Source organism: Cellulomonas sp. JZ18 (assembly GCF_009720485.1).
Lineage (GTDB): Bacteria > Actinomycetota > Actinomycetes > Actinomycetales > Cellulomonadaceae > Cellulomonas.
On record NZ_CP045245.1, the window covers coordinates 2,347,147 to 2,368,719 of the forward strand.

Consider the following 21,573-nt stretch of genomic DNA (forward strand, 5'->3'; position numbering starts at 1 on the left):
TTCACCCAGTTGAGCCGCGTTCTCGCAGGTCAGGGGCGGTGGAGCGAAGTGGAGGACACAGGGCGTGACCGTCGTGTCGCAGAAGCGCGACGGATTCACCGGCTGGGACGAAACGCGCCGATCGGGGGCGATCCGGGCACCGGGGCGCGCGGCCGGGGAGGGGCGTGGAGGGACCGGCACGGCCGGGTGGAGGGAAGTGGGGCGGGCGGGTGGGGGGACGTGGGGCGGGCCGGTGGGGGGACGTGGGGCGGCGCGGCGGCGGGTTCCGGGGACGTCCGTGCGGGCGAAGTGCGGACGAGTGCTCCCTCACGTGTCCTGCGCCACGTACGCTCGTCCCCAGTCCGCCGAGGGAGCTGTGATGCAGGCACTGCCGTCTTCGGACGAGCTCGACGAGCTCGTCGCCGTCACCGCCCGGCTGCGCGCCGGCGTCGAGTCGGTCGTGACGGGCCGCCCCGAGCTCGTGCGCGTCGCGCTCGCGGTGCTGCTCGCCGAGGGCCACCTGCTCCTCGAGGACGTGCCCGGCGTCGGCAAGACGACCCTCGCGAAGGCGATCGCGCGCAGCATCGACGCGCCCGTCGGGCGGATCCAGTTCACGCCCGACCTGCTGCCGAGCGACCTCACCGGCGTCAACATCTTCCGCGCCCAGACGCACGAGTTCGAGTTCCGGCCCGGCCCCGTGTTCGCGCACGTCGTCATCGGGGACGAGATCAACCGCGCCTCGCCCAAGACGCAGTCCGCGCTGCTCGAGTGCATGCAGGAGGCGCAGGCGACGGTCGACGGCCGCACCTACCCGCTCCCCCGCCCCTTCCTGGTGGTCGCGACGCAGAACCCGGTGGAGATGGAGGGCACCTACCCGCTCCCCGAGGCGCAGCGCGACCGCTTCATGGCACGGCTGACGGTCGGCTACCCCAGCGTCGAGGCCGAGATGGCGATGCTCGAGGTGCAGGAGTCGGCCGACCCCCTCGCGCGGCTGCGTCCCGCGACGGACGCGCCGCAGGTGGCGCGTCTCATCGACGTCGCGCGGCGCCTGCACGCCGCCGCCGGCATCAAGCGGTACGTCGTCGACCTCGTCGCGGCGTCGCGCGAGGAGCCGGGCCTGCGCCTGGGCGCCTCGCCCCGCGCGGCCATCCAGCTGCTGCGTGCGGCGAAGGCGCTCGCCGCCATGAGCGGACGCGACCACGTGCTGCCCGACGACGTGCAGGAGCTCGCCGTCCCCGTGCTCGCGCACCGCCTGCTGCCGAGCACCGAGTCGCGCCTGTCGGGCCGCTCCACGCAGGACGTGGTCACCGACCTCGTCGCGCGCACGTCCGTGCCGTCCCTCGACCCGCCCGCACGCGTGCGGCGCCTCCTGGGCTGATGCGCCTGCGGCCGACCCTCCGCGGCGGGGCGCTCGCCGCCGCCGGCATGATCGCGCTCCAGGTCGGCATCTCGCTGGGGGCGCTCGACCTGGCGCGGGTCGGGGTGCTGCTGCTCGTCCTGGTGCTCGTCGCGGTCGCCGTCGTGGCACTGGGCGACCCGGCGCGCGGCCGGCGGCTGGAGGTGCAGCGCGACGTCAGCCCGAACCCGGTCCACGCGGGCGAGGAGGCGCAGGTCCACGTCGTGGTGCGGGCGGCCGACGCCGGCGGGCGTGCGCGGCTCGCCGGGCTGCGGTTCGCCGAGCAGGCGGCCGTCGAGCTGTCCGGCGGCCGTCCGCTGCGCGCGCGCGTGCGCCGCACGGCGGACCGGGTGACGGTGACGTACCCGGTGCGGGGCACGCAGCGCGGACGCTGGCCCCTGGGCCCTCTCGTCGTGACGCGCACCGACGTGTTCGGCGTCGTGCGCGCGCGCACGACGCTGGGCGCGGACTCGGAGGTCGCCGTCTGGCCCGCCGTGACCGCGCTGCCGGCGCCCGGCGACGTCCTCGTGGGCGAGCCGGACCGCGTCGCGCTCGGCGCGCGCACCCCCTCGCCGGACGACGCGAGCCTGCGCGACTACCGCGAGGGCGACGACCTGCGCCGCGTGCACTGGCGCTCGAGCGCACGCCGCGGCGCCCTCCTGGTGCGCTCGGACGAGCGCGCGGGGATGCGACCGGTGACCGTGCTCGTCGACCTGCCGGTCCGCGCGAGCGCGGCCGAGTGGACGATCTCGCTGGCCGCGTCGATGGCGCTCGCGATGCTCGACGGCGGGCACCCGGTCCGGCTCGTCGGGGCGGGGCTCGGCACGACGCGCGGGCCCGCGGGGGCCTCCCCCTTCGTGCACGGCCGCTCCGGCCCCGAGGCTCGTGCGGCGCTGCTCGACCTCACCATCGACCTCGAGCCGCCGCGCTCCTCCACCGAGGCCGAGACCCAGCTGCTCGACGCGGCGCGGCTCCTGCACGCCGCGGACGCCGGCGGCGAGATCGTCCTCGCCGTCCTCGGACCGCTCTCGGCGGCCGCGCGCGCGGCCCTCGCGCACGTGAGCGACGCGGGGCAGGGGTGGGCGCTGGTGCGCGCGGACGGCCGGCACGCGGGCGACGAGCGCGACGCCCGGCACACCCAGTCGGCCCTGGTGCGCGCGGGCTGGCGGGCCGCCCCCGCGACCGCCGGCGAGGACCTCGTCCCCTGCTGGCTCCGGCTGCTCGGGAGTGCGCGGTGAACCGCCCGACCGGGCCGGAGCAGGGCGGGCGCGCCCTGCTGGGCTCCGCCCTCGCGGTCGGCGTCACCTGGGCGAGCCTGCTCGCGCTCACCGGCCTCATCGACGGGCGACGGTGGCTGGTCGTCGCGTGCGTCGCGGTGCTCCTCGTCGCCGCTGCGGCGGCCGCAGCACGTGCGCTCACGCGCACGTGGTGGGCGCCGACGGTGGTGGCGGGCGCGGTCGCCACCGTCGGCCTCGTCCTGCGCTACGGCGGTCCGCCCGGCAGGCCGCAGTTCCTGCCGGACCTCGACGCGCTGCGCCGCACGTGGGCGCAGGCGCGCGAGGGGGTCGCGCTCGTCAACGACTCGTTCGTGCCCATGCCGGACGTGCGACCCGGGGAGCTGCTCGTGGTCGCGGGGGCCGTCGCGGTGGTCCTGCTCGTCGACCTGGCCGTGCTCGGGCTGCGGGTGCCCGCCGTGGCGGGCCTGGCGGTCCTGCCGCTGTGGGTCCCGCCGATCGTGCTGGGCTTCCCGGCGGGCGCGGCGCCGGTGTTCTGGACGGCGGTCGCCTACCTCGCGCTGCTCGCGTACGGGGCGGCGCCGCACCACGCCCGCGCCGGGCGCGCCCGACGCGTCGTCACCGCCGGCGCGGCCGCGGGCCTGCTGGCGACCGTCGGCCTCGTCGCGGGTCCGCCCCTCATGGAGGTGCCCGGGTGGGCCTCGGTGCGCCTCCCCCAGCTCGGTGCCGCACCGGTCGGGCCCCTCGAGCTCAGCGACGAGCTGGACCTGCGCGAGAGCCTCGGCGCACGCTCCGGCCAGGAGGTGCTGCGCTACCGCGTGACCGACCCGACGGACCCCCAGGGCGAGGGCGCGGAGGGCGAGGACACGCAGGGCACGGACTCGCAGGGCACGGGCACCGCCGGCGTCGAGCCCTCCCCGACGGCGTCCGCACCCGCCGCGCGCGCGGTGGACGCGCGTCTCGTGGGGCCGCTGCGCGCCTTCACGCTCGCCACGTTCGACGGCAGGACGTGGGAGCGCACGGAACCCGAGGCGGTGCGCTCGTGGGAGGCGGGGACGCTGCTGTCGTCCGACGCGTCGGTCAGCGGCGCCGAGCCCGACGCGTCCGCGGGGACGCTCGCCCAGGTCGACGTCGCGGTCGGCTCGCTCCGCGAGCGGCGCCTGCCGGTGAGCACGCACCCGCGCACGCTGGACGTGCCCGGCACGTGGGGCTGGGACCCGGACCGCGACGAGGTCGTGGGCGAGCGCAGCACGGACGCGGACCTCAGCTACTCGATGCTGGTGCAGGTGCCGGACCTGACGGCCGCCGCGCTGCGCGGCGCGTCCGTCGGCACCCCGCCCGACGCCGACCTGTACACGTCCGTCCCGGACACGGACCACCGCGCGGACGTCGAGCAGCTGCTCGCCGACGTCACGGCGGACGCCGACACCCCGTACGCGCAGGCGATGGCCCTGCAGAGCTGGTTCCGGTCGGCCAGCAACTTCACCTACGACACGCGGGTGCCGCCGGCGCGCACGTCGGACGCCGTGTGGGACTTCCTGGAGTCCCGCCGCGGCTACTGCGTGCAGTTCGCGACGGCGATGACCGTGATGGCGCGCATGCTCGACATCCCGGCGCGCGTCGGCGTGGGCTTCCTGCCGGGTGAGCGCGCCGAGGACGGCACCTACGTGGTGACGGGCCGGCTCGCCCACGCGTGGCCCGAGCTGTACTTCGAGGGCCGCGGGTGGGTGCGGTTCGAGCCGACGCCCGCGTCGCAGACGGGTCCTCCGCCGGTCTGGGCGGACCCGTTCACCGGTGTCCTGGGTGCGGGTGGCCCGCCCGAGGAGGTCGAGCCCGGCCAGGCCGCGCCCGTCCCCGCGGCGAGCGCGAGCGCTCCCGTGCCGGCCGCCCCGGCTCCGGCCGGCCCGGACGCGTCCCCGTCCTGGACGGCGGTCGCGGTCACCGTGGGGCTGGCGGTCCTCGTCCTCGGGGGCGCCGCGGCCGCGTTGCTGCTCGCGCGCCGTCGCCGGACCGTGGAGCCGACGACGCCGGAGCGCGCATGGGCACGTCTCCGGCGGGAGCTCGCCCGCGTGGGTCTCACGTGGTCGGACGCGGCCACGCCGCGGGGCGCCCTGCGCGAGGTGCAGCGCACGCTGCTGCTGCGCACCGAGAGCGAGCTCGACGGGTCGGCGCTGGTGGCCTTCGAGCGCCTCGTCGCAGCCGTCGAGAGCAGCCGTTACGCACCGACGCCGCCGGCCGTGGGGCCGGCGGCGCTGGACGGGTGGGTGTCGGAGGTGCGGGGCCGAGCGGGTGACCTGGTCAGCGACCGCCCTCGTGCCGGCGCCGGTCCCAGCGCTCCTCCATCCGGGCCATGAAGCCCTGCTTGCGGCTCGGGTGCCGACCCGCTGCGGGCTTGCGCACCGAGCCGTCGGGTCGCACCGCGCCCTGAGGGCCGGAGCGGGACCGCCGCGGCCCGGCGAAGGCGAACGCGACCGCCGCGAACATGACGATGAAACCGAGGGCGCCGAGCCACGGCAGCGACGACGCGGCCCCGACGACCAGAAGCAGAAGACCGACGACGGCACCCGCCCCGGCGACGACGTAACGCGTCACGGGTCGGCGGCCGCCGCGGCTCGTCAGCGTGTTGGCGAGCCGAGGGTCGTCAGACGTGAGCTGACGTTCCATCTGCTCCAGAACGCGCTGCTCGTACTCGGAGAGTGGCATCCCGACCCCCGTCGCACTCCGGTGGACTGTGTGTGGCGTTCAGGATATGTCGGCGGTGACGATGGTGGTAGTCGAGGGGCGGGGCACGAGGGTGACTCCGGGCGATCGGGCGGGCGGCCCGAGCGGTGCCGGGCCTGCCGGGTCTCGCGCAGACCCGGCGCGCCGCTCCCCGGGAGGGTGTGCACGGGTGCCGGCACCCCCCGCAGCCGCGGTGCCACCCGGGAGCTCGCGGAGGGCGTCCAGGTCGATCCGCAGCCGCTCGGGCACCGACGTCCACGTCGCCGCGGCCAGCAGGGACCGGGCGACGAGATGGAGCTCGTGCTCCCCCCGGGTCGGTGTGACGAGCGTCCGCGAGCGGGTCAGCTCGGCGCCGTCGGCCGTGACGACGGTGAGGCCGAGCCGACACGTCGCCCGCCCTCGGGCGCGCAGCGCCGCCGCGCCGTCCCGCGCGAGCACCCGCAGGCACCGCTCGAGGGCGGTGCGGTCGCCGCGCGCCTGCGCACACCCCGCCTCCACACTCACGCCGCTGCCGTCCCCGTCCGTGCTCGCCTCCGGCGGCACCACAGGCCGGGGGTCGCGGCCCCAGGCGAGGTCCTGCAGCCACCTCCCCGTGGCCGGACCGAGGACCTGACGCAGACCGGGCGCGGGTGCTGCGGCGAGCTGGCCCAGCCGGCGGATCCCCTGCGCGGCGAGCGCCACCTCCACGGCGCCGGAGACCTCGGGCAGCGCCGTGACCGGCTGGGGGTCCAGGAACCGCGCGGACGCGGCTCGCGGCACGAGGAGCACGCCGTCGTCGCCGACGGCCGCGGCGGCGAGCCGGGCCACCACCTTGGACGCCCCCACGCCGACGGCCGCCCCCACGCCGTGCCGCGCACGCAGGCGGTCCCGCACGAGCCACGCGATCCGCGCCGGGCTCCCGTGGCGGCGCACCGCTCCGCCGACGTCGACGAACGCGGCCTCCTCACCCACGGGCTCCACCAGCGGCGTGATCTCGGTGAGCACCGCGAGCACGCCGGCACGCAGGCGCTCGTAGGTCGCGGGGTCCGCGGCGACCGGCACGGCGCGTCCGCAGCGCACGAGCGCCGCCTCGACCGGCTGCCCCGCACGCACGCCGCACGCCCGCGCCTGTGCCGACGCCGCGAGCACCGCGCCGTCCGCGTGCACCACCACGGGCAACCCCGCCAGCTCGGGCCGACGCGCGACCTCGGCCTGGACGGGCAGGGCCGGGACGGTGACGTGCAGGACGTGGCAGTCCTCCTCCACGAGGGGGCCGCTCACCGCAGGGCCGCGACGGGTGCCGCCGGCGTCGCACCTGCGTCGCCGGCCAGCAGCGCGCGCACGGCGTCCACGAGGTCCTCGGCCGCGCACAGCGCCCGCTCGGCGCGCGCGTCCGACACGAGCTCGAGCCGTCCGGCGTCCACGGCGGAGCGCAGCGGCGCGGACTGGGCGAAGAACGCCGAGTGGGTGTGCAGCTCCGGCGCCACCGCGTCGAGCATCCCCCACACCGTCCGCGGCGCGCCCCGGCCGGTCGGACGCCCACGCGCCGCGACGAGGGCGGCACCGGCGCGCAGACCCGCCAGGTGGGCGTGGGTGAACCTCTCCCACGGCTCACCGGAGAACTGGGCCGCGAGGAGCTCGGCGTCGGCCCGCGCGAGAAGGTCGGCGGTCTGCGGGGGCAACGCCTCCGTCGCACCGGTCCGCAGGACGCTCACGTGGCCCGTCATCCCACCCACCTCCCGTCACGGCGGACGTCCCGCCGCACACCATGATCGAACATGTGTTCGATCGACGCAATCCCCCGGTCCGCTCGGCTCCGCAGCGTCTACGGTGACCGCGTGGCCCGTCGACCCGCATCCTCCCGCCGACCACCGACACCGGGTCCGGAGCCGGCACCCTGGCCGTCCGGGCCCGTGACCGTCGCGACCGGGACGGCGGAGGTCGTCCCGGAGCCGGGACGCCCGCGCGCGGCCACGCTGCTCGTCAACGGTGTGCCCAGCTCGTTCGTCGACCTCGACGACGCCGACCTGCTCGACTTCGAGTACATGCAGCAGATGGGTGCCGTCGTGGACCTGCTGGCCGCCGCGCGGCCGGACCCGGCCGTGCTGCACCTGGGTGGGGGCGGCTGCGCGCTGGCGCGCGCGGTCGCGCACCGGCACCCCGGCGCCCGTCAGCTCGCGGTCGAGCTCGACGGCGAGCTCGCCCGGCTGGTGCGCACCTGGTTCGCGCTGCCCCGCGCCCCCCGGCTGCGGCTGCGCACGGGCGAGGCGCGCACGGAGCTCGCGCGTCTGCCCGACGCCTCGTTCGACGTCGTCGTCCGCGACGTGTTCGCCGGCGACCGCACCCCCGAGCACCTCACGACGCTCGAGGCCGCGCGCGAGGCGGCACGCGTCCTGCGCCCGGGCGGGGTGCTGCTCGCCAACTGCGCGGACAGACCTCCGCTGGGCCTCGCGCGGGCGGAGGCGGCGACGCTGCGCGCCGTGTTCCGTCACGTCGCCGTCGTCGCGGAGCCCGGGCAGCTGCGCGGACGGCACTACGGCAACCTCGTCCTGGCCGGCACCGACGAGGACGGTCTCCTCGACGACCCGTCGCTCGCGCGCACGCTGCGCACGCTGCCCGTGCCCGCACGCGTGCTCGTCGGGCCCGAGCTGGAGGCGTTCACGGGCGCCGCGACCGTGCGGACGGACCCCGAGCCGTGGCGCCCCGCGGAGCCGGCGGACGCCCCCGACCAGCACGAGAGGGCAGACGCGGGTCCCGCGTCGCCCGGCTGACGCCCCTCAGGGGCGGCCTGGTGCCCACGAGCTCGACGGCACCCTGACCGGCACCGGAGTCGGCACCGGTGCCGGGACGCCGGCACGACGACGGGGCCGCACCCGTGCGGGTGCGGCCCCGTCCTCGGCATCCCTCAGGCCGTGCCCGAGTGGGTCACAGCGGGCGGACGTGCTCCGCCTGCGGACCCTTGGCGCCCTGCGTGATCTCGAACTCGACGCGCTGCCCCTCGTCGAGCGTGCGGTAGCCCTGCGTGTCGATGGCCGAGTAGTGGACGAAGACGTCGGCGCCGCCGCCGTCCTGGGCGATGAACCCGTAGCCCTTCTCGGAGTTGAACCACTTGACCGCGCCCTGTGCCATGTCGTGCTTCCTTCGTGTCCCACCGGGTGAACGGCGCGGGCCCCGTGCCCGTGCCGCGCCGCAATGCCTCACGTCCTGCACCGGGTGGTCCGACCCGAGGGCCGACGGTTCCGCGGGTCCCGCCGGGGCGGGGGGCGACCACGGGTCCGGTCGAGCGTCCGTACGTCACTGCAACGGCTGCATCCTTGCACGGCGGATGTGGCGCACGCCACGTCTGGTGGACGAGCGTCCGTCAGCCGTCGTGCCGGCCGGCCCGTCCCCGCGGGCCGTCCTCCGCGGGAGACTCAGCGCTCGGGTCCGCCGTCGGCCTGCTCGGCCAGGAACCGCTCGAGCTCGGCACCGATCTCCTCGGCGGTGGGCAGGTCGGTCGTCTGCGCGAGCAGGCTCGTGCGACCGATGCTGCGCGTGAACGCGTCGTACTGCTCCTCGAGCGCCTCGACGACCGCCGCGACCTCCGGCGACTGCGCCACCTGCCGCTCGACCTCGCGCATCGCCTCCTCGGCCGCGGGCTCCAGGTCCGCCGCGCGCAGGTCGAGGCCCGTCGCGCGCTCGACCTGCCGCAGCGCGGCCAGCCCCGCGGCCGGGTACGCCGACTGGGCCAGGTAGTGCGGCACGTGCACGGCGAAGCCGATCGCGTCGTGGCCCTGCTCCCCCAGGCGCAGCTCGAGCAGCGCGCTCGCGCTGGCCGGCACCTGCACGGTGCCGAAGAACGAGGTGTGGTCGGCGACGAGCTCGTGCCGCGTCGCGTGCGCGGTCAGCGAGACGGGTCGCGTGTGCGGGACACCCATCGGGATGCCGTGCACGCCGACCACGAGCGACACGTCGAACCGCTCGACGACCTGGCGCACCGCGGCCACCCAGCGCTCCCACTGCACGTCCGGCTCGACGCCGTGCAGCAGCAGGAACGGCACGCCCGCGGCGTCCTCGAGCAGGTCGACGACCAGCTCGGGGGCCGCGTACTCGGTCCAGCCGTCGCCGTCGAACGTCATGACCGGCCTGCGCGACCGGTAGTCGACCAGCTGGTCGACGTCGAACGTCACCAGCCGCTGCGCGGTGCCGGCGGACGTCAGGTGCTCGACCGCGACCTGGCCGGCCTGGCCGGCGTCCACGAACCCGCGCACCGCGTGCAGCAGCACCGGGCCCGCACCGGCCGCCGCGCGCGCGTCCAGGCGCTCGGCGACCTCCACGTCCACGTCGTAGATGCCCCGGGGGTCCAGCATGTCGCTCCACTCGCTCGTCGCGTCGTCCCTACTCACCGGGTGCAACGCGGCGGTGCCCCCCGCTCTTCCCGCCGCGCGCGGGACGTCAGCGGGTGGGCAGGCGGACGACCTCGACGAAGAACTCGTCGATCTGGCGGACGACGTCGATGAAGCGGTCGAAGTCCACGGGCTTCGTCACGTACGCGTTCGCGTGCAGCGAGTACATGCGCAGGACGTCCTCCTCGGCCTCCGAGGTCGTCAGCACGACGACGGGGATCGCCCGCAGCTTCGCGTCGGACTTGAGGGCCTCGAGGACCTCGCGGCCGTCCATGCGCGGGAGGTTGAGGTCGAGCAGGATGAGGTCCGGCGTCGGTGCGCCGGCGTGCTCGCCCTCCTTGCGGAGGAACTCCATGGCGCTGACGCCGTCGGAGACGACGGACAGCCGGTTGCGGACCTTGTTGTGCTCGAAGGCCTCGCGCGTCATGAGGACGTCACCCGGGTCGTCCTCGACGAGGAGCACCTCGATGGTCTTCTGGTCCGCCACGTACCGCTCCGTCCGTCCCCACACGGGGTGTCAGCCCTCGACCGCCGGGAGGGTCCACCGGATGGTGGTGCCCTCCCCCTCGGTCTCGGGGATCCAGATCCGACCGCCGTGGAACTCGACGATCTTCTTGCACAGCGCCAGGCCGATGCCCGTGCCCTCGTAGACGTCCTTGGCGTGCAGCCGCTGGAAGATCACGAAGACGCGCTCGGCGTACTGGGGGTCGATGCCGATCCCGTTGTCCCGGCACTCGAGCTCCCAGGAGTCTTCCACGCGGCGGACCCCGATGTGGACGCGCGGCGCGCGCTCCGGGTGACGGAACTTCACCGCGTTGCCGACGAGGTTCTGGAACAGCTGCACGACCAGCGCCTCCTCGCCCCGCACGACGGGCAGCGGGTCGTGCGTGACGGTGGCCCCGGCCTCCTCGACGCGCTCCTCGAGCTGGTCGAGGGCGCGCTCGAGCGCCTTGCCCAGGTCGACGTCCACGACCTCGCCGCCGAGCCGGCCGACGCGGGAGAACCCGAGCAGGTCCTGGATGAGGCGCTGCATGCGCTTGGCGCCGTCGACCGCGAACTCGATGTACTGGTCCGCGCGCTCGTCGAGCTGGCCGCCGTACCGCTTCTGCAGCAGCTGCGTGAAGCTCGCGACCTTGCGCAGGGGCTCCTGCAGGTCGTGCGACGCCACGTAGGCGAACTGCTCGAGGTCCCGGTTGGAGCGGCGCAGCTCCTCGGCCTGCTCCGCCAGGCGGTCGTGCGCGTCCGCGATCTCGGCCCGCGACGCACGCAGCTCGCCGAGCTGGGCCACGAGCGCCACGCGCATCTGCTCCACGTCGTCCGCGAGCTCGACGATCTCGCCGGGGCCCCTGCCGGCGACCCCGTGCTCGAGGTCGCCCTCGGCGACCGCCCGCGCGTCGGCCGCCAGCGCGTCGAGCGGCGCCACGACCCAGCGACGCAGGGCCGCCCAGATGAGGATCCCGACCACGACCGACGTGAGCACGACGGTGGTGAGCAGCAGGGCCGACAGGCTCGTCATCCGCTGCAGGTCCGTGACGGCGTCCGTGCGCACGTCCCGCAGGTGGTCGAGGTACGCACCGACCGAGGCCCGGACGTCGTCGAAGAGCAGCCGTCCGCGCTCGACCTGCTCCGGCTGCACGGAGCCGGCCCCCTGCGCCTCGATCTGCGCGATGAGCGGCTCGGCGTGGCCGCTGTACCAGGCACGGGCAGCCTCGGCGGCGGCGGCGTAGTCCTCGAGGATCGTGTCGTCGCCGGACAGCTCGGCCACGGCCCGCGCCGTCTCCTCGAACGCGACGCCGCCCTCGAGGGAGCGCTCGTACGGCTCGAGAGTCACCGGGTCACCGGTCAGCGCGTACCCGCGCAGTCCCGTCTCGGCGTCCACCATCGACACGAACGCCCGGTCGGTCTGCGTGACCGCGTCGAAGAACTCCTGGGTGACCGCGTCCTGCAGCGCGAGCGTGCGCGCGAACACCATGCCCGTGAGCAGGACCACCAGGCCCAGCACCAGGCCGGCCGACGCGAACAGCACGGCGAGCCGGCGGCGCAGCGTCGCCGGGGCGGCCGGCGCCCTCACGCGTCCCACCCCACGAGCACGACGGCCGCGTCGTCGACGAGGTCGCCGCCGTGCAGCGTCCGGACGGCGCCGATCAGGTGGCCGAGCACAGGGTCCTCCTCCTCGCCCGGGACGGGCGCCGGTGCGTCCCGCGTCGCGCGCAGGGTGGCGTCGGCGACCTCGACGAGCCCGGCCTTGCCGAGCCGCTCGGTGCCGTCGCCGATGGTGGCCTCCAGCAGGCCGTCGGTGTACATGAGCACGCGCCAGGACGGGCCGAGGTCGAGGCGGCGCGCGGGCCAGCCGCCGCCGACGGGGATGCCGAGGGCGCGCCCCCGGGCGTCGGACGGCAGCAGCCGGGTGCGGTCGCCGTGCGCCCGGTCGCCCAGCAGCAGGGGCACGGGGTGCCCCGCGAGGTACAGGTCCGCCGCGCGGCGGTCCGGCGCGATGGCCAGCATGGAGACGGTGGTGAACACCTCGGGCCGCGCCCGCTCGGCGGCGAGCACGCGCTCGAGCAGCCCGAGCACGTCGTCGGCGGGCACGTCGGCGAGGACGAGCGTGCGCCACGCCGTGCGCAGCGTCGCGCCGAGCGCGGCCTCGTCGGGACCGTGCCCGCACACGTCGCCGACCATCGCGAGGACGGTCCCGTCGGGGCGCTCGACCACGTCGTAGAAGTCACCGCCGAGCAGCCCCTGCCGCCCCGCGCGGTACCCGACGCGCACCTCCAGGCGCGGGTCGGCCACGGCGGGCCGCGGCAGCAGCGCGCGCTCGAGACGGGTGTTCTCCGCCGCGCGCACGAGGCTGCGGTAGAGGGCGCGGTCGGTGTCCTCGAGCCGGCGGCGCTGGACGGCGTAGCGCACCGCCCGCGCCAGGCTGTCGCCCTCGACGTCACCCTTGACCAGGTAGTCCTGGGCCCCGGCCGCGAGCGCGGCGAGGCCGGCGTCGGTGTCCGTCAGGCCCGTCAGCACGACGATCGGCGGGGCACCCGCGGCGAGCACGCGCTCGAGCGCACCGAGCCCCATCGCGTCGGGCAGGCCGAGGTCGAGCAGGACGCAGTCGGCGTCGAGGTGGGTCAGCGCCTCGTCGACCGACCGGGCCCAGACGATGTCGTCCGCGAGGCCGGCGTCCGCGAGGTGCTCCTGCACGAGGAGCGCGTCGCCCTCGTCGTCCTCCACCAGGAGGATGCGCAGGTGACCGTCGACGCCGGCGACGCCGCGCACGTCGTCGGTCGTGGCCGGGGAGCTGGTCACACCCGTCCTTCCCGCAGGTCTGCCCGCGTGCGCGGGATCGGCTGGGTGAACTGTAGGCCACGCGCGACCGCGTCACCTGGTCGTGCGTCCTGCTCGCCCACCCGGCGGGCCGCGGCACGGGCCGCCCCCGCACCGTCGGATAATGGTCGGCCGCCCGTGCGCCCGCACGGCGGACGACCCGGGGGTGGACAGGCACGTGGCAGGCAGCGAGCGGGAGCTGGACGCCGAGCAGGAGGTCGTGGACGGCCTGTACGCACGGCTCGACGAGCTGCGCGCCCACGCGCGCCGGCGGCTGGCCGCGGTGCGCCGCCAGGGCCCGTCGGGGTCGCCGCAGAACCGGTCCGAGCGCGACGCGTTCGCCACCCTGTACGAGGACCGCGTGGCGCAGCTCGAGGCGGTGGAGGAGCGGCTCGCCTTCGGCCGCCTGGACCTGGTGGACGGCGAGCGGCGCTACATCGGCCGCATCGGCCTGACGGACGAGGAGCAGTCCCCGCTGCTCACCGACTGGCGGGCGCCGGCGGCGCAGTCGTTCTACCGCGCGACCTCCGCGCGCCCCGACGGGGTCGTGCGGCGACGCCACCTCGTCACGTCCGGCCGCAAGGTCACCGGGCTCGAGGACGACGTGCTCGACCTCGACGCGCTGGCCGCCTCCGGGGTGGACCCCGACACGCTCACCGGCCTGTCGGGCGAGGGCGCCCTGCTCGCCGCCCTCGCCGCGGGTCGCACGGGGCGCATGGGCGACATCGTCGCCACCATCCAGGCGGAGCAGGACGCGATCATCCGCTCGGACCTCGCCGGGGCCCTCGTGGTGCAGGGCGGCCCGGGCACGGGCAAGACCGCCGTGGCGCTGCACCGTGCCGCGTACCTGCTGTACCACCACCGCCGGCTGCTCGAGCGCTCGGGCGTGCTGCTCGTCGGCCCGTCCCGCACGTTCCTGCGGTACATCGACCAGGTGCTGCCGTCGCTCGGTGAGACGGGCGTCGTCACGGCGACCGTCGCCGAGCTGGTGCCCGGGGTCGAGGCGCGCGGGGTCGAGGACGACGCCGTGGCGGCGGTGAAGGGCCGCGCGGTGATGGCGAAGGTGGTGGCCCGCGCCGTGCGCCAGCGCCAGCGGGTGCCGGCCGAGCCCGTGCGCGTGCGTGTCGACGGTCGCACCGTCGTCGTGCGCCCGCGCGACGTCGCGGCCGCGATCAACCGCGCGCGCCGCCAGCACAAGCCGCACAACCAGGCCCGGGTCACGTTCGTCCGCGACATGCTGTCCCGCCTCGCGGAGCAGTACGTCGCCCAGCTCGCGTGGGACGTGCCGCCGGAGGACCGCGCGGAGATCGTCGAGGAGCTGCGCACGACGCGGGAGATCCGCATCGCGCTCAACCTCGCCTGGATGCCGCTCACGCCGCAGAAGCTCCTGTCGGACCTGTGGAGCCGCCCGCACCGCCTCGAGGCCGCCGCACCGGAGCTGTCCCCCGCCGAGCGCGCGCTGCTCGCACGGCCGGCGGACGCAGCCTGGACCCCCGCGGACGTCCCGCTGCTCGACGAGGCCGCGGAGCTGCTCGGCGAGGACGACCAGGCGGCACGGGCGCAGGCCCGCGCCGACGCCGAGCGCCGCGCCGCCGAGGTGGAGTACGCGCGCAACGTGCTGCGCTCGACGGGCGCGGGCGACATGGTCTCTGCCGAGGTGCTGGCGGACCGCTTCGCCAGCAGCGGGCCCTCGCTCACCACGGCCGAGCGGGCCGCCGCCGACCGCACGTGGGCCTACGGGCACGTCGTCGTCGACGAGGCGCAGGAGCTGTCCCCGATGGCGTGGCGTGCCCTGCTGCGGCGCGTGCCGACGCGGTCCCTGACGATCGTCGGCGACGTGGCGCAGACGTCGTCCGCCGCCGGCGCCCGGGACTGGGCGCGCACCCTCGACCCGGTGCTGCGCGGGAGCTGGCGGCTCGCCGAGCTCACGGTCAACTACCGGACCCCCGGGACGGTCGCGGCGGCGGCGCAGCGCATGGCGCGGGCGGCCGGCCTGCCCGTCAGCGCGCAGACCTCCGCGCGGGACGTGCCCGACGCGCTGCGCGTCGCGCGCAGCGCGTCGGCGGACCGCCTGGTGGCGGACGCCGCCGCGGCAGCGCACGCCCTCGCGGACGAGGTCGGCGGCGCGTCCGGCAGCGGCCGCACCGCCGTCGTGGCGGTGCGAGGGCGCACGGCGGCGCTGCTCGACGCCCTGCACTCGCTCGGCCGCACACCGCCCTCGGGGGACGTCGTCGACCTCGACGCCCCCGTGGTCGTGCTCACGCCGGGGCAGGCGAAGGGCCTGGAGTTCGACGCGGTGGTCCTGGTGGAGCCGGCCGAGGTCCTCGACGCGTCCGCGGGCGACCTGTACGTCGCGATGACGCGTCCCACGCGCGTGCTCCAGGTGGTCCACGCGAGGCCGCTGCCGCCCGGGCTGGAGCCCGGTCCCGAGGACTGACGGGGCCGGGCGGACGTCCGGTCGCACGACGTCGTAGAACGATATCGATATCGATATGGAAATCGTTTAGCACGTTGACCGGTCCGCCCCGCGGCGCCCAGTGTCCCTGTCGTTCGCACACCGTCCACCGGCCGTTCACCGGCGGGCGGCCGACGACACCGCAGGGGGTGCACCGCGCATGGACCGACTCGTCCTCATCGCGGCCGATCTCGTCGCCGTGGGCCTGCTCACGTGGACGTACTTCCGCCGCCACCACCGCCGCGACCTCGTGGTCGCCTTCGTCGGCGTCAACGTCGGCGTCCTCGCCGTCGCCTCGTCGCTCGGTGCCGGCGGGGTCGGCGCCGGGCTCGGCCTCGGCCTGTTCGGCGTCCTGTCGATCATCCGCCTGCGCTCGACGGAGATCGACCAGCGGGAGGTCGCGTACTACTTCGCCGCACTCGCGCTCGGGATCCTCGGGGCGCTCCCCGCGGGCAGGCTGTGGCAGGGCCCCGCCCTCATGGCGCTGCTGCTCGTCGCGGTGCTGGTCGGCGACCACCCCCGCCTGCTGCACCGCCACCACCGCCAGGAGCTCGTCCTGGACGGCGCGCACGTCGACGAGGTGGCGCTCGTGGCGCGGCTCGAGGGCATGCTGGGCGCCCGGGTCCACGCCGTCAGCGTGCAGCGCGTGGACCTCGTGAACGACACGACGTGGGTCGACGTCCGCTACGAGGTCGGCGCCCCCGCGTCCGGGCGTCGACGCGGCGGACGACGCCCCGCGCCCCGCGGTGAGCGGGGTGCGGCCCTGCCGGCACCCGCCGGGTCGCTCGGACCGGGGGCGACGCCGTGACGGCCCCCGCGCCCACGGCCCCGGGCGACCTGCGTCCCGCGCCGCGGGGCGTGCTCGGCGCGCCGCTCGCCGGCGTGCGGCCGGTCGGGCTCGACGCCCTGCTGGAGGCCGCCGCGCTGCAGACCCGCGTCGACCGCAAGTACCTCGTCCCCGTCGACGCCGTGCGCACCCTGCTGGGGGCGCTGCCCGGGGACGCCCGCGTGCTCGAGATCGACGGCCTGCGCGTGTTCGACTACGAGTCCGTCTACTTCGACACCCCTGAGCTGGTCGCGTACCGCCTGGCCGCGCACCGGCGCCGGCGCCGCTTCAAGGTCCGCACCCGCACCTACCTCGACTCGGGGGGCTGCTGGCTGGAGGTCAAGACGCGCGGACCGCGCGGCACCACGGTCAAGGAGCGCGTCCCGCACCCGCTCGAGCAGCGCGAGGACGTCGCCCGCGGCCGCGCCTTCGTGACGTCGACGCTCGCCGCGCGCGGGCTGCCCGGGCTCGACGACGTCGCGCTCTCCCCCGTCCTCGTCACCCGGTACGCGCGGGCCACGCTGCTGCTGCCGGGTGCGGGCAGCCGCCTGACGGTGGACGTCGGGCTCGTCTGGGACGACGGCCGCACGCCCCTGCACCTGCGCCGGCTCGCCGTCGTCGAGACCAAGTGCGGGTCGACGGCGTCCCCCGCGGACCGGGTGCTGTGGGCGCACGGCCACCGGCCGGTCCGCATCTCGAAGTACGCCACGGGGCTCGCCGCCCTGCGCCCCGACCTGCCCGCCACCCGCTGGAGCCGCACGCTGCACCGGCACCTGCTCCCCCACGTCGCGCCCGCCGGCGCGCCGGACTGACCGCGCCGGCGACCCTCGCCGGCCTGGCCCGCGCCGCCCCGACGCCGTCGGCGGCGCCCGCACCCGCCCGGTCCCCGGGCCCGAGGAGGCACCCATGCCCCGTCCCGTCCGCCGCGCCGTCGTCGCCGCGGCCCTCACCGGCGCCCTCGCCCTCCCGGTCGCGACGGCCCAGGCCGCGGCGCCGCGGGCCGCCGTCGCTCCCGGCGTCGCACCCGCCGCCGTCGCACCAGCCGCCGTCGCACCGGCCGCCGTCGCACCGGCCGCCGTCGCGCCAGCGGACGTCGACACCGGCCTGCTGGGCGACATCACGTTCTCGGTGCCGCCCGGCACCTTCCGGGGCGAGGTGAGCGTGGCGCTCGGGACCACGGTGGCCGGCGCGCTGGTCCGGTACACCACCGACGGCTCGGCCCCGACGGCCTCCTCCCCGGCGTACTCGGCGCCGCTGCGGCTCACCCGCAGCACCGAGGTGCGCGCGCAGGCGTTCGTCGCCGGCGCCCCCACGGGCGCGCCGGGCGCCGCGCAGTACGTCGCCACCGCGGTGTCCGACCCGCACGACCTGCCGGTCCTGCTCGTCGACTCGTTCGGCGGCGGCGTGGTGGGCGACGCGTACCACCGGGCCGCGGTCATGGAGTTCCAGCCCGGCGGCGGCACCACGTCCCTCGCCGCGGAGCCGACCCTGGTCGGCCGCACCGGGTACCGCCTGCGCGGCCAGTCCAGCCGCATGTTCGACAAGAAGCCGTACCGGCTGGAGCTGTGGGACGCCGAGGGCGACGACCTGGACCTGCCGTTCTTCGGCATGCCCGCCGAGTCCGACTGGGTCCTGCGCGGGCCCTTCGCGGACAAGTCGCTGGTCCGCGAGGCGCTCGTCCTCGACATCGGGCGCGAGCTGGGCCTCGACGTCCCGCGGTACCGCTTCGTCGAGGTGTACGTCAACGACGACGCCTCGCCCGTGGCCGCCGACGACTACCGCGGCGTGTACCTGCTGCTCGAGACGATCAAGAACCAGAAGAACCGGCTCGACCTGAAGAAGCTCGACGCGGACGACGTGAGCGCCCCGGCGGTCGAGGGGGCTACATCCTCAAGTTCGAGTGGATGGCGACCGAGGGCACGACGCTGCGCTGCACGGGCGCCGCGGCGACCTGCTGGACGGACCTCGAGGTGCACGACCCGGACGACCTGGTCCCCGCGCAGCAGCAGTGGATCACGCAGTACGTCCAGCGCGTCCACGACGTCCTGCACGGCCCCGGGCGCGCCGACCCCGCGACCGGCTACCCGTCGCTGATCGACGTCGACTCCTTCGTCGACCTCGTCGTCGTCAACGAGCTGAGCCGCAACATGGACGCCTACTACCGCAGCCTCTACCTGTACAAGGACCGCGGCGGGAAGCTGACGGCCGGTCCGCTCTGGGACTACGACCTCACGTTCGGCGTCGGCGGCTTCTTCGGCAACGACCAGACGGCCGGCTGGCAGTACCAGCAGACCCGCCAGCCCGTGGCCACCGACTGGTTCACGGTGCTCATGCAGGACCCCGCGTTCACCAACCGGGTGCGGGCGCGGTGGCAGGAGCTGCGCCGCGGCCCGCTGTCCGACGCGTCGCTGCGCGCGCGGGTCGCGGAGCTCAGCGCGCACGTGGAGGACGCGGCGGGCCGCAACGTCCGGCGGTACCCCAACCTGACGACCCGCATGGTGGGGCCGTTCGTCACGTCCACGACGGGCACGTGGCGCGGCCAGGTGCAGGAGGTGCAGGACTGGGCGCTGCGCCGCGCCGCCTGGCTGGACGGCGCCCAGGCGTGGGGCGCACCGGCGACGCCCGTGCCCACGCCGACGGCGACCGGGCCGACGCCGGGCCCGACGACCACGACCGGTCCGACGCCCACGGCCACCGCCACCCGGACCCCCACGCCCACCGCCTCGCCGACCGCCGCACCCGGTGGCTGCACCGCCACGTTCCGGGTCGTCGCGCGCTGGCAGGGCGGGCTGCAGGGCGAGGTGACGGTGACCGCCGGCGCCACGCCGCTCACCGGCTGGACCGTCGGCATGACGCTGCCGTCGGGAACGAGCCTGCAGCAGTCGTGGAACGCCACGGTCAGCGGGTCGGGCACGTCCCTGCAGGCGCGCGACGCGGGCTGGAACGGTGCGCTGCGCCCCGGCGCGTCGACCACGTTCGGGTTCCTCGCCGGCACGTCGACGGGCGACGGCACTCCGACCCTGACCTGCACGGCGCGGTGAGGGCGGCGTGGTGAGGCCGCAGGGCGGCGCGGGGTGACCCCGGGCGCCGCGTCCGTCGGGGGCGGGCGCGGCGTCCGGTCACCGGGACGGCTTTGGTCCACGAGCCGGACCGGGCGCACCATGGAGCGTGCCCACCGCGCTGCTGCTGGAGAACCTCCACCCCCAGGCCCGCCAGATCCTCGAGACCGCCGGCTTCGACGTCGTGACCCGCACGGGTGCCCTCGACGAGGGCGAGCTCGTCGAGTCCCTCGCGGGCGTCCAGGTGCTCGGGATCCGGTCCAAGACGCACGTCTCGGCGGAGGTCCTCGCCGCTGCGCCGGACCTCGAGGTCGTCGGGGCGTTCTGCATCGGCACGAACCAGATCGACCTGCACGCGGCCTCGTCGCGCGGCATCGCCGTGTTCAACGCGCCGTTCTCCAACACGCGCTCGGTCGTCGAGATCGCGATCGCCGACATCATCGCCCTCACGCGGCGCCTGACGGTCCTCGACAAGGAGATGCACGCCGGCATCTGGAACAAGTCGGCCACGGGCTCGCACGAGGTGCGCGGGCGCACCCTCGGCATCATCGGCTACGGGAACATCGGCACGCAGCTGTCCGTCCTGGCCGAGAACCTCGGCATGTCGGTCGTGTTCTACGACACGGCCGAGAAGCTGGCGCTCGGCAACGCCCGCCGCATGGACACCCTCGACGAGCTGCTCGAGACGGCCGACGTCGTCACGCTGCACGTCGACGGGCGCTCGGGCAACGCCGGCATGTTCGGTGCGAAGCAGTTCGCCCGGATGCGCCCCGGCTCGATCTTCCTCAACCTCTCGCGCGGCTTCGTCGTCGACTACGCCGCGCTGCGCGACGCGGTGCTCGCCGGTCACGTCGTCGGTGCGGCCGTCGACGTGTTCCCGGAGGAGCCCAAGCGCAAGGGCGACCCGTTCGAGTCCGAGCTGCGCGGCCTGCCGAACGTGATCCTCACCCCGCACACGGGCGGGTCGACCGAGGAGGCGCAGGAGGCGATCGGCCAGTTCGTGGCGAACAAGATCCGCGACCACCTCGCCACGGGGTCGACGAACCTGTCGGTGAACCTGCCCAACCTGGCGCTCGACCAGCGCCCGGACGCGCACCGCATCGCGTACCTGCACCGCAACGTGCCCGGCGTCCTCGCCACGATCAACGCGACCCTCGCCGAGCACGGCGTCAACATCGAGGGACAGCTGCTGGCGACGCGCGGCGAGCTCGGGTACGTGGTCACGGACGTGAGCACGCCGGTCGAGCGGGCGGTGGTCGAGGCCCTCGCCGGTCGACCCGAGTCGCTGCGCCTGCGCCTGCTCTCCTGAGCGGCGCGGGTCCCGGCAGGCGTTCCGGTACGACGAGGGGCGCGTCACCACGCAGGTGACGCGCCCCTCGTCGTCGCGCGGACGCCGCGGACCGAGCGACGGTCAGGCGGAGCCGGACTTGCGCTGGAACCGGCGCTGCACCGGACCCGCGGTCTCGGACCCGTGCACGGGACCCGTGTTGCGCGTGCCGTCGGTCGTCCTGTGGCCCTGGGCCTTCTTGCGCTCGAGCGCCTCGCGGAACCGCGCCTTCGCCTCGTCGCTCGCCGAGGTCGGCCTCTCGTTCGCCATGGGCACCTCCGTGGTCGCTGGGAAGGTCCCAGGGTGACGGACGCAGGCCCCGGCGCACCAGCGCTTAGCGCGGCGCGGTCGCGGGCACGGTCAGCGGGCGGCGTCCGGCGCGGTGCCCGGCGCGGTGCCGGAGGCCGCGCCGTCACGCTCCTGCTGCTCGCGCTCGGCACGCAGGACGGCGATGGCCGACTCGAAGTCGTCGAGCGAGTCGAACGCCTGGTAGACGCTCGCGAAGCGCAGGTAGGCGACCTCGTCGAGCTCGCGCAGGGGGCCCAGGATGGCCAGCCCGATCTCGTACGCGTCGATCTCGGCCGAGCCCGCCGAACGGAGCGTCTCCTCGACCTTCTGCGCCAGCAGCGCCAGGTCGTCCTCGCTCACGGGCCGCCCCTGACAGGCCTTGCGCACGCCGTTGGCGATCTTCTCCCGGCTGAAGGGCTCCGTGGCGCCCGAGCGCTTGACCACCGAGAGGCTCGCCGTCTCCACCGTCGTGAACCGCCGGTGGCAGTTCGGGCACTGGCGCCGTCGCCGGATCGAGGACCCGTCGTCGGACGTGCGCGAGTCGACGACGCGCGAGTCGGTGTGCCGGCAGAACGGACAGTGCACGTGAGACCTCTCGGGAGCGGCGT

The 21,573-nt window shown here is 76.0% G+C and carries 20 protein-coding genes; 10 read left to right on the forward strand and 10 right to left on the reverse strand.

The annotated features are described in order from the left end of the window. Positions 1-358 precede the first annotated feature (358 nt). From GC089_RS10635 to GC089_RS10645, 3 genes are read left to right on the forward strand one after another with little or no spacing between them, the layout of a single operon-like run. Positions 359-1,357, forward strand: coding sequence for a MoxR family ATPase (locus tag GC089_RS10635; protein WP_155377658.1), 999 nt, complete (start codon positions 359-361; stop codon positions 1,355-1,357). Next, complete coding sequence (locus tag GC089_RS10640) at positions 1,357-2,613, forward strand: DUF58 domain-containing protein (protein WP_155377659.1); 1,257 nt, start codon at positions 1,357-1,359, stop codon at positions 2,611-2,613. Before GC089_RS10635 ends, GC089_RS10640 begins: the two co-directional genes overlap by 1 nt. Then, positions 2,610-4,964: a DUF3488 and transglutaminase-like domain-containing protein gene (locus GC089_RS10645; RefSeq protein WP_155377660.1), complete on the forward strand. Its 2,355-nt coding sequence runs from the start codon at positions 2,610-2,612 to the stop codon at positions 4,962-4,964. The genes GC089_RS10640 and GC089_RS10645 overlap by 4 nt, the downstream gene beginning before the upstream one ends. Here the strand turns inward: GC089_RS10645 and GC089_RS10650 are convergent. Genes GC089_RS10650 through GC089_RS18440 form a run of 3 tightly spaced genes read right to left on the reverse strand, consistent with a single transcriptional unit; the run spans position 4,909 to position 7,037 of the window. Beyond that, entirely contained in the window at positions 4,909-5,313 is a 405-nt protein-coding gene (locus tag GC089_RS10650) for a DUF3040 domain-containing protein (protein ID WP_155377661.1), read from the reverse strand. The genes GC089_RS10645 and GC089_RS10650 overlap by 56 nt on opposite strands. Positions 5,314-5,352: 39 nt before the next feature. After that, positions 5,353-6,591, reverse strand: a complete 1,239-nt coding sequence (locus GC089_RS10655) for a DNA polymerase IV (RefSeq protein WP_196250681.1) — start codon at positions 6,589-6,591, stop codon at positions 5,353-5,355. After that, entirely contained in the window at positions 6,588-7,037 is a 450-nt protein-coding gene (locus GC089_RS18440; protein ID WP_196250682.1) for an SAV_6107 family HEPN domain-containing protein, read from the reverse strand. The genes GC089_RS10655 and GC089_RS18440 overlap by 4 nt, the downstream gene beginning before the upstream one ends. Positions 7,038-7,223: 186 nt before the next feature. Here GC089_RS18440 and GC089_RS10660 point away from each other — a divergent pair, with 186 nt between their 5' ends. Beyond that, a complete protein-coding gene (locus GC089_RS10660; RefSeq protein WP_230684740.1) occupies positions 7,224-8,081 on the forward strand; it encodes a spermidine synthase in 858 nt (285 codons plus the stop codon). Positions 8,082-8,235: 154 nt separating this feature from the next. Here GC089_RS10660 and GC089_RS10665 read toward each other — a convergent pair whose 3' ends face one another. The 5 genes from GC089_RS10665 to GC089_RS10685 all read right to left on the reverse strand — a co-directional run bounded on the left by GC089_RS10665 (position 8,236) and on the right by GC089_RS10685 (position 12,992). After that, the gene (locus GC089_RS10665) at positions 8,236-8,439 is read right to left on the reverse strand and encodes a cold-shock protein (protein ID WP_155377664.1); all 204 of its coding nucleotides are present in this window, start codon (positions 8,437-8,439) and stop codon (positions 8,236-8,238) included. Positions 8,440-8,723: 284 nt separating this feature from the next. Continuing rightward, positions 8,724-9,659, reverse strand: a complete 936-nt coding sequence (locus tag GC089_RS10670; protein ID WP_155377665.1) for a PAC2 family protein — start codon at positions 9,657-9,659, stop codon at positions 8,724-8,726. An 85-nt stretch (positions 9,660-9,744) separates the two neighbouring features. After that, on the reverse strand, positions 9,745-10,182 hold the full coding sequence (locus GC089_RS10675) for a response regulator (RefSeq protein ID WP_155377666.1): 438 nt from the start codon (positions 10,180-10,182) through the stop codon (positions 9,745-9,747). 30 nt (positions 10,183-10,212) lie between these two features. After that, entirely contained in the window at positions 10,213-11,766 is a 1,554-nt protein-coding gene (locus tag GC089_RS10680; RefSeq protein ID WP_230684741.1) for an ATP-binding protein, read from the reverse strand. Then, positions 11,763-12,992, reverse strand: a complete 1,230-nt coding sequence (locus GC089_RS10685) for a PP2C family protein-serine/threonine phosphatase (protein ID WP_155377667.1) — start codon at positions 12,990-12,992, stop codon at positions 11,763-11,765. Before GC089_RS10685 ends, GC089_RS10680 begins: the two co-directional genes overlap by 4 nt. Positions 12,993-13,188: 196 nt before the next feature. Between GC089_RS10685 and GC089_RS10690 the strand changes: the two genes are divergently transcribed. From GC089_RS10690 to serA, 6 genes are all read left to right on the forward strand, one after another. Further along, positions 13,189-15,447, forward strand: coding sequence for an AAA family ATPase (locus GC089_RS10690; protein WP_155377668.1), 2,259 nt, complete (start codon positions 13,189-13,191; stop codon positions 15,445-15,447). Positions 15,448-15,625: 178 nt separating this feature from the next. Then, positions 15,626-16,273, forward strand: a complete 648-nt coding sequence (locus GC089_RS10695; protein WP_155377669.1) for a DUF4956 domain-containing protein — start codon at positions 15,626-15,628, stop codon at positions 16,271-16,273. Continuing rightward, positions 16,270-17,103: a polyphosphate polymerase domain-containing protein gene (locus tag GC089_RS10700; RefSeq protein WP_230684742.1), complete on the forward strand. Its 834-nt coding sequence runs from the start codon at positions 16,270-16,272 to the stop codon at positions 17,101-17,103. Before GC089_RS10695 ends, GC089_RS10700 begins: the two co-directional genes overlap by 4 nt. A 94-nt stretch (positions 17,104-17,197) precedes the next feature. Next, the gene (locus GC089_RS19660; RefSeq protein WP_255449009.1) at positions 17,198-18,385 is read left to right on the forward strand and encodes a CotH kinase family protein; all 1,188 of its coding nucleotides are present in this window, start codon (positions 17,198-17,200) and stop codon (positions 18,383-18,385) included. Further along, complete coding sequence (locus GC089_RS19665; protein WP_370514110.1) at positions 18,304-19,332, forward strand: CotH kinase family protein; 1,029 nt, start codon at positions 18,304-18,306, stop codon at positions 19,330-19,332. The genes GC089_RS19660 and GC089_RS19665 overlap by 82 nt, the downstream gene beginning before the upstream one ends. A gap of 127 nt (positions 19,333-19,459) precedes the next feature. After that, positions 19,460-20,659: a phosphoglycerate dehydrogenase gene (serA, locus tag GC089_RS10710; protein WP_155377670.1), complete on the forward strand. Its 1,200-nt coding sequence runs from the start codon at positions 19,460-19,462 to the stop codon at positions 20,657-20,659. A gap of 102 nt (positions 20,660-20,761) precedes the next feature. Here the strand turns inward: serA and GC089_RS10715 are convergent, their stop codons facing one another. Both GC089_RS10715 and nrdR read right to left on the reverse strand, forming a co-directional pair. Next, the gene (locus GC089_RS10715) at positions 20,762-20,947 is read right to left on the reverse strand and encodes a DUF5302 domain-containing protein (RefSeq protein WP_136520351.1); all 186 of its coding nucleotides are present in this window, start codon (positions 20,945-20,947) and stop codon (positions 20,762-20,764) included. A gap of 90 nt (positions 20,948-21,037) precedes the next feature. Beyond that, the gene (gene nrdR / locus GC089_RS10720; protein ID WP_155377671.1) at positions 21,038-21,550 is read right to left on the reverse strand and encodes a transcriptional regulator NrdR; all 513 of its coding nucleotides are present in this window, start codon (positions 21,548-21,550) and stop codon (positions 21,038-21,040) included. Between the last annotated feature and the right edge of the window lie 23 nt (positions 21,551-21,573).

Bases quoted from the DNA above. Each gene is read 5' to 3' on its own strand.
- GC089_RS10635 (WP_155377658.1), top strand. From the start codon at position 359: ATGCAGGCACTGCCGTCTTCGGACGAGCTCGACGAGCTCGTCGCCGTC.
- GC089_RS10640 (WP_155377659.1), top strand. From the start codon at position 1,357: ATGCGCCTGCGGCCGACCCTCCGCGGCGGGGCGCTCGCCGCCGCCGGC.
- GC089_RS10650 (WP_155377661.1), bottom strand. From the start codon at position 5,313: ATGCCACTCTCCGAGTACGAGCAGCGCGTTCTGGAGCAGATGGAACGT.
- GC089_RS18440 (WP_196250682.1), bottom strand. From the start codon at position 7,037: ATGACGGGCCACGTGAGCGTCCTGCGGACCGGTGCGACGGAGGCGTTG.
- GC089_RS10665 (WP_155377664.1), bottom strand. From the start codon at position 8,439: ATGGCACAGGGCGCGGTCAAGTGGTTCAACTCCGAGAAGGGCTACGGG.
- GC089_RS10670 (WP_155377665.1), bottom strand. From the start codon at position 9,659: ATGCTGGACCCCCGGGGCATCTACGACGTGGACGTGGAGGTCGCCGAG.
- GC089_RS10695 (WP_155377669.1), top strand. From the start codon at position 15,626: ATGGACCGACTCGTCCTCATCGCGGCCGATCTCGTCGCCGTGGGCCTG.
- GC089_RS19660 (WP_255449009.1), top strand. From the start codon at position 17,198: ATGCCCCGTCCCGTCCGCCGCGCCGTCGTCGCCGCGGCCCTCACCGGC.
- GC089_RS10715 (WP_136520351.1), bottom strand. From the start codon at position 20,947: ATGGCGAACGAGAGGCCGACCTCGGCGAGCGACGAGGCGAAGGCGCGG.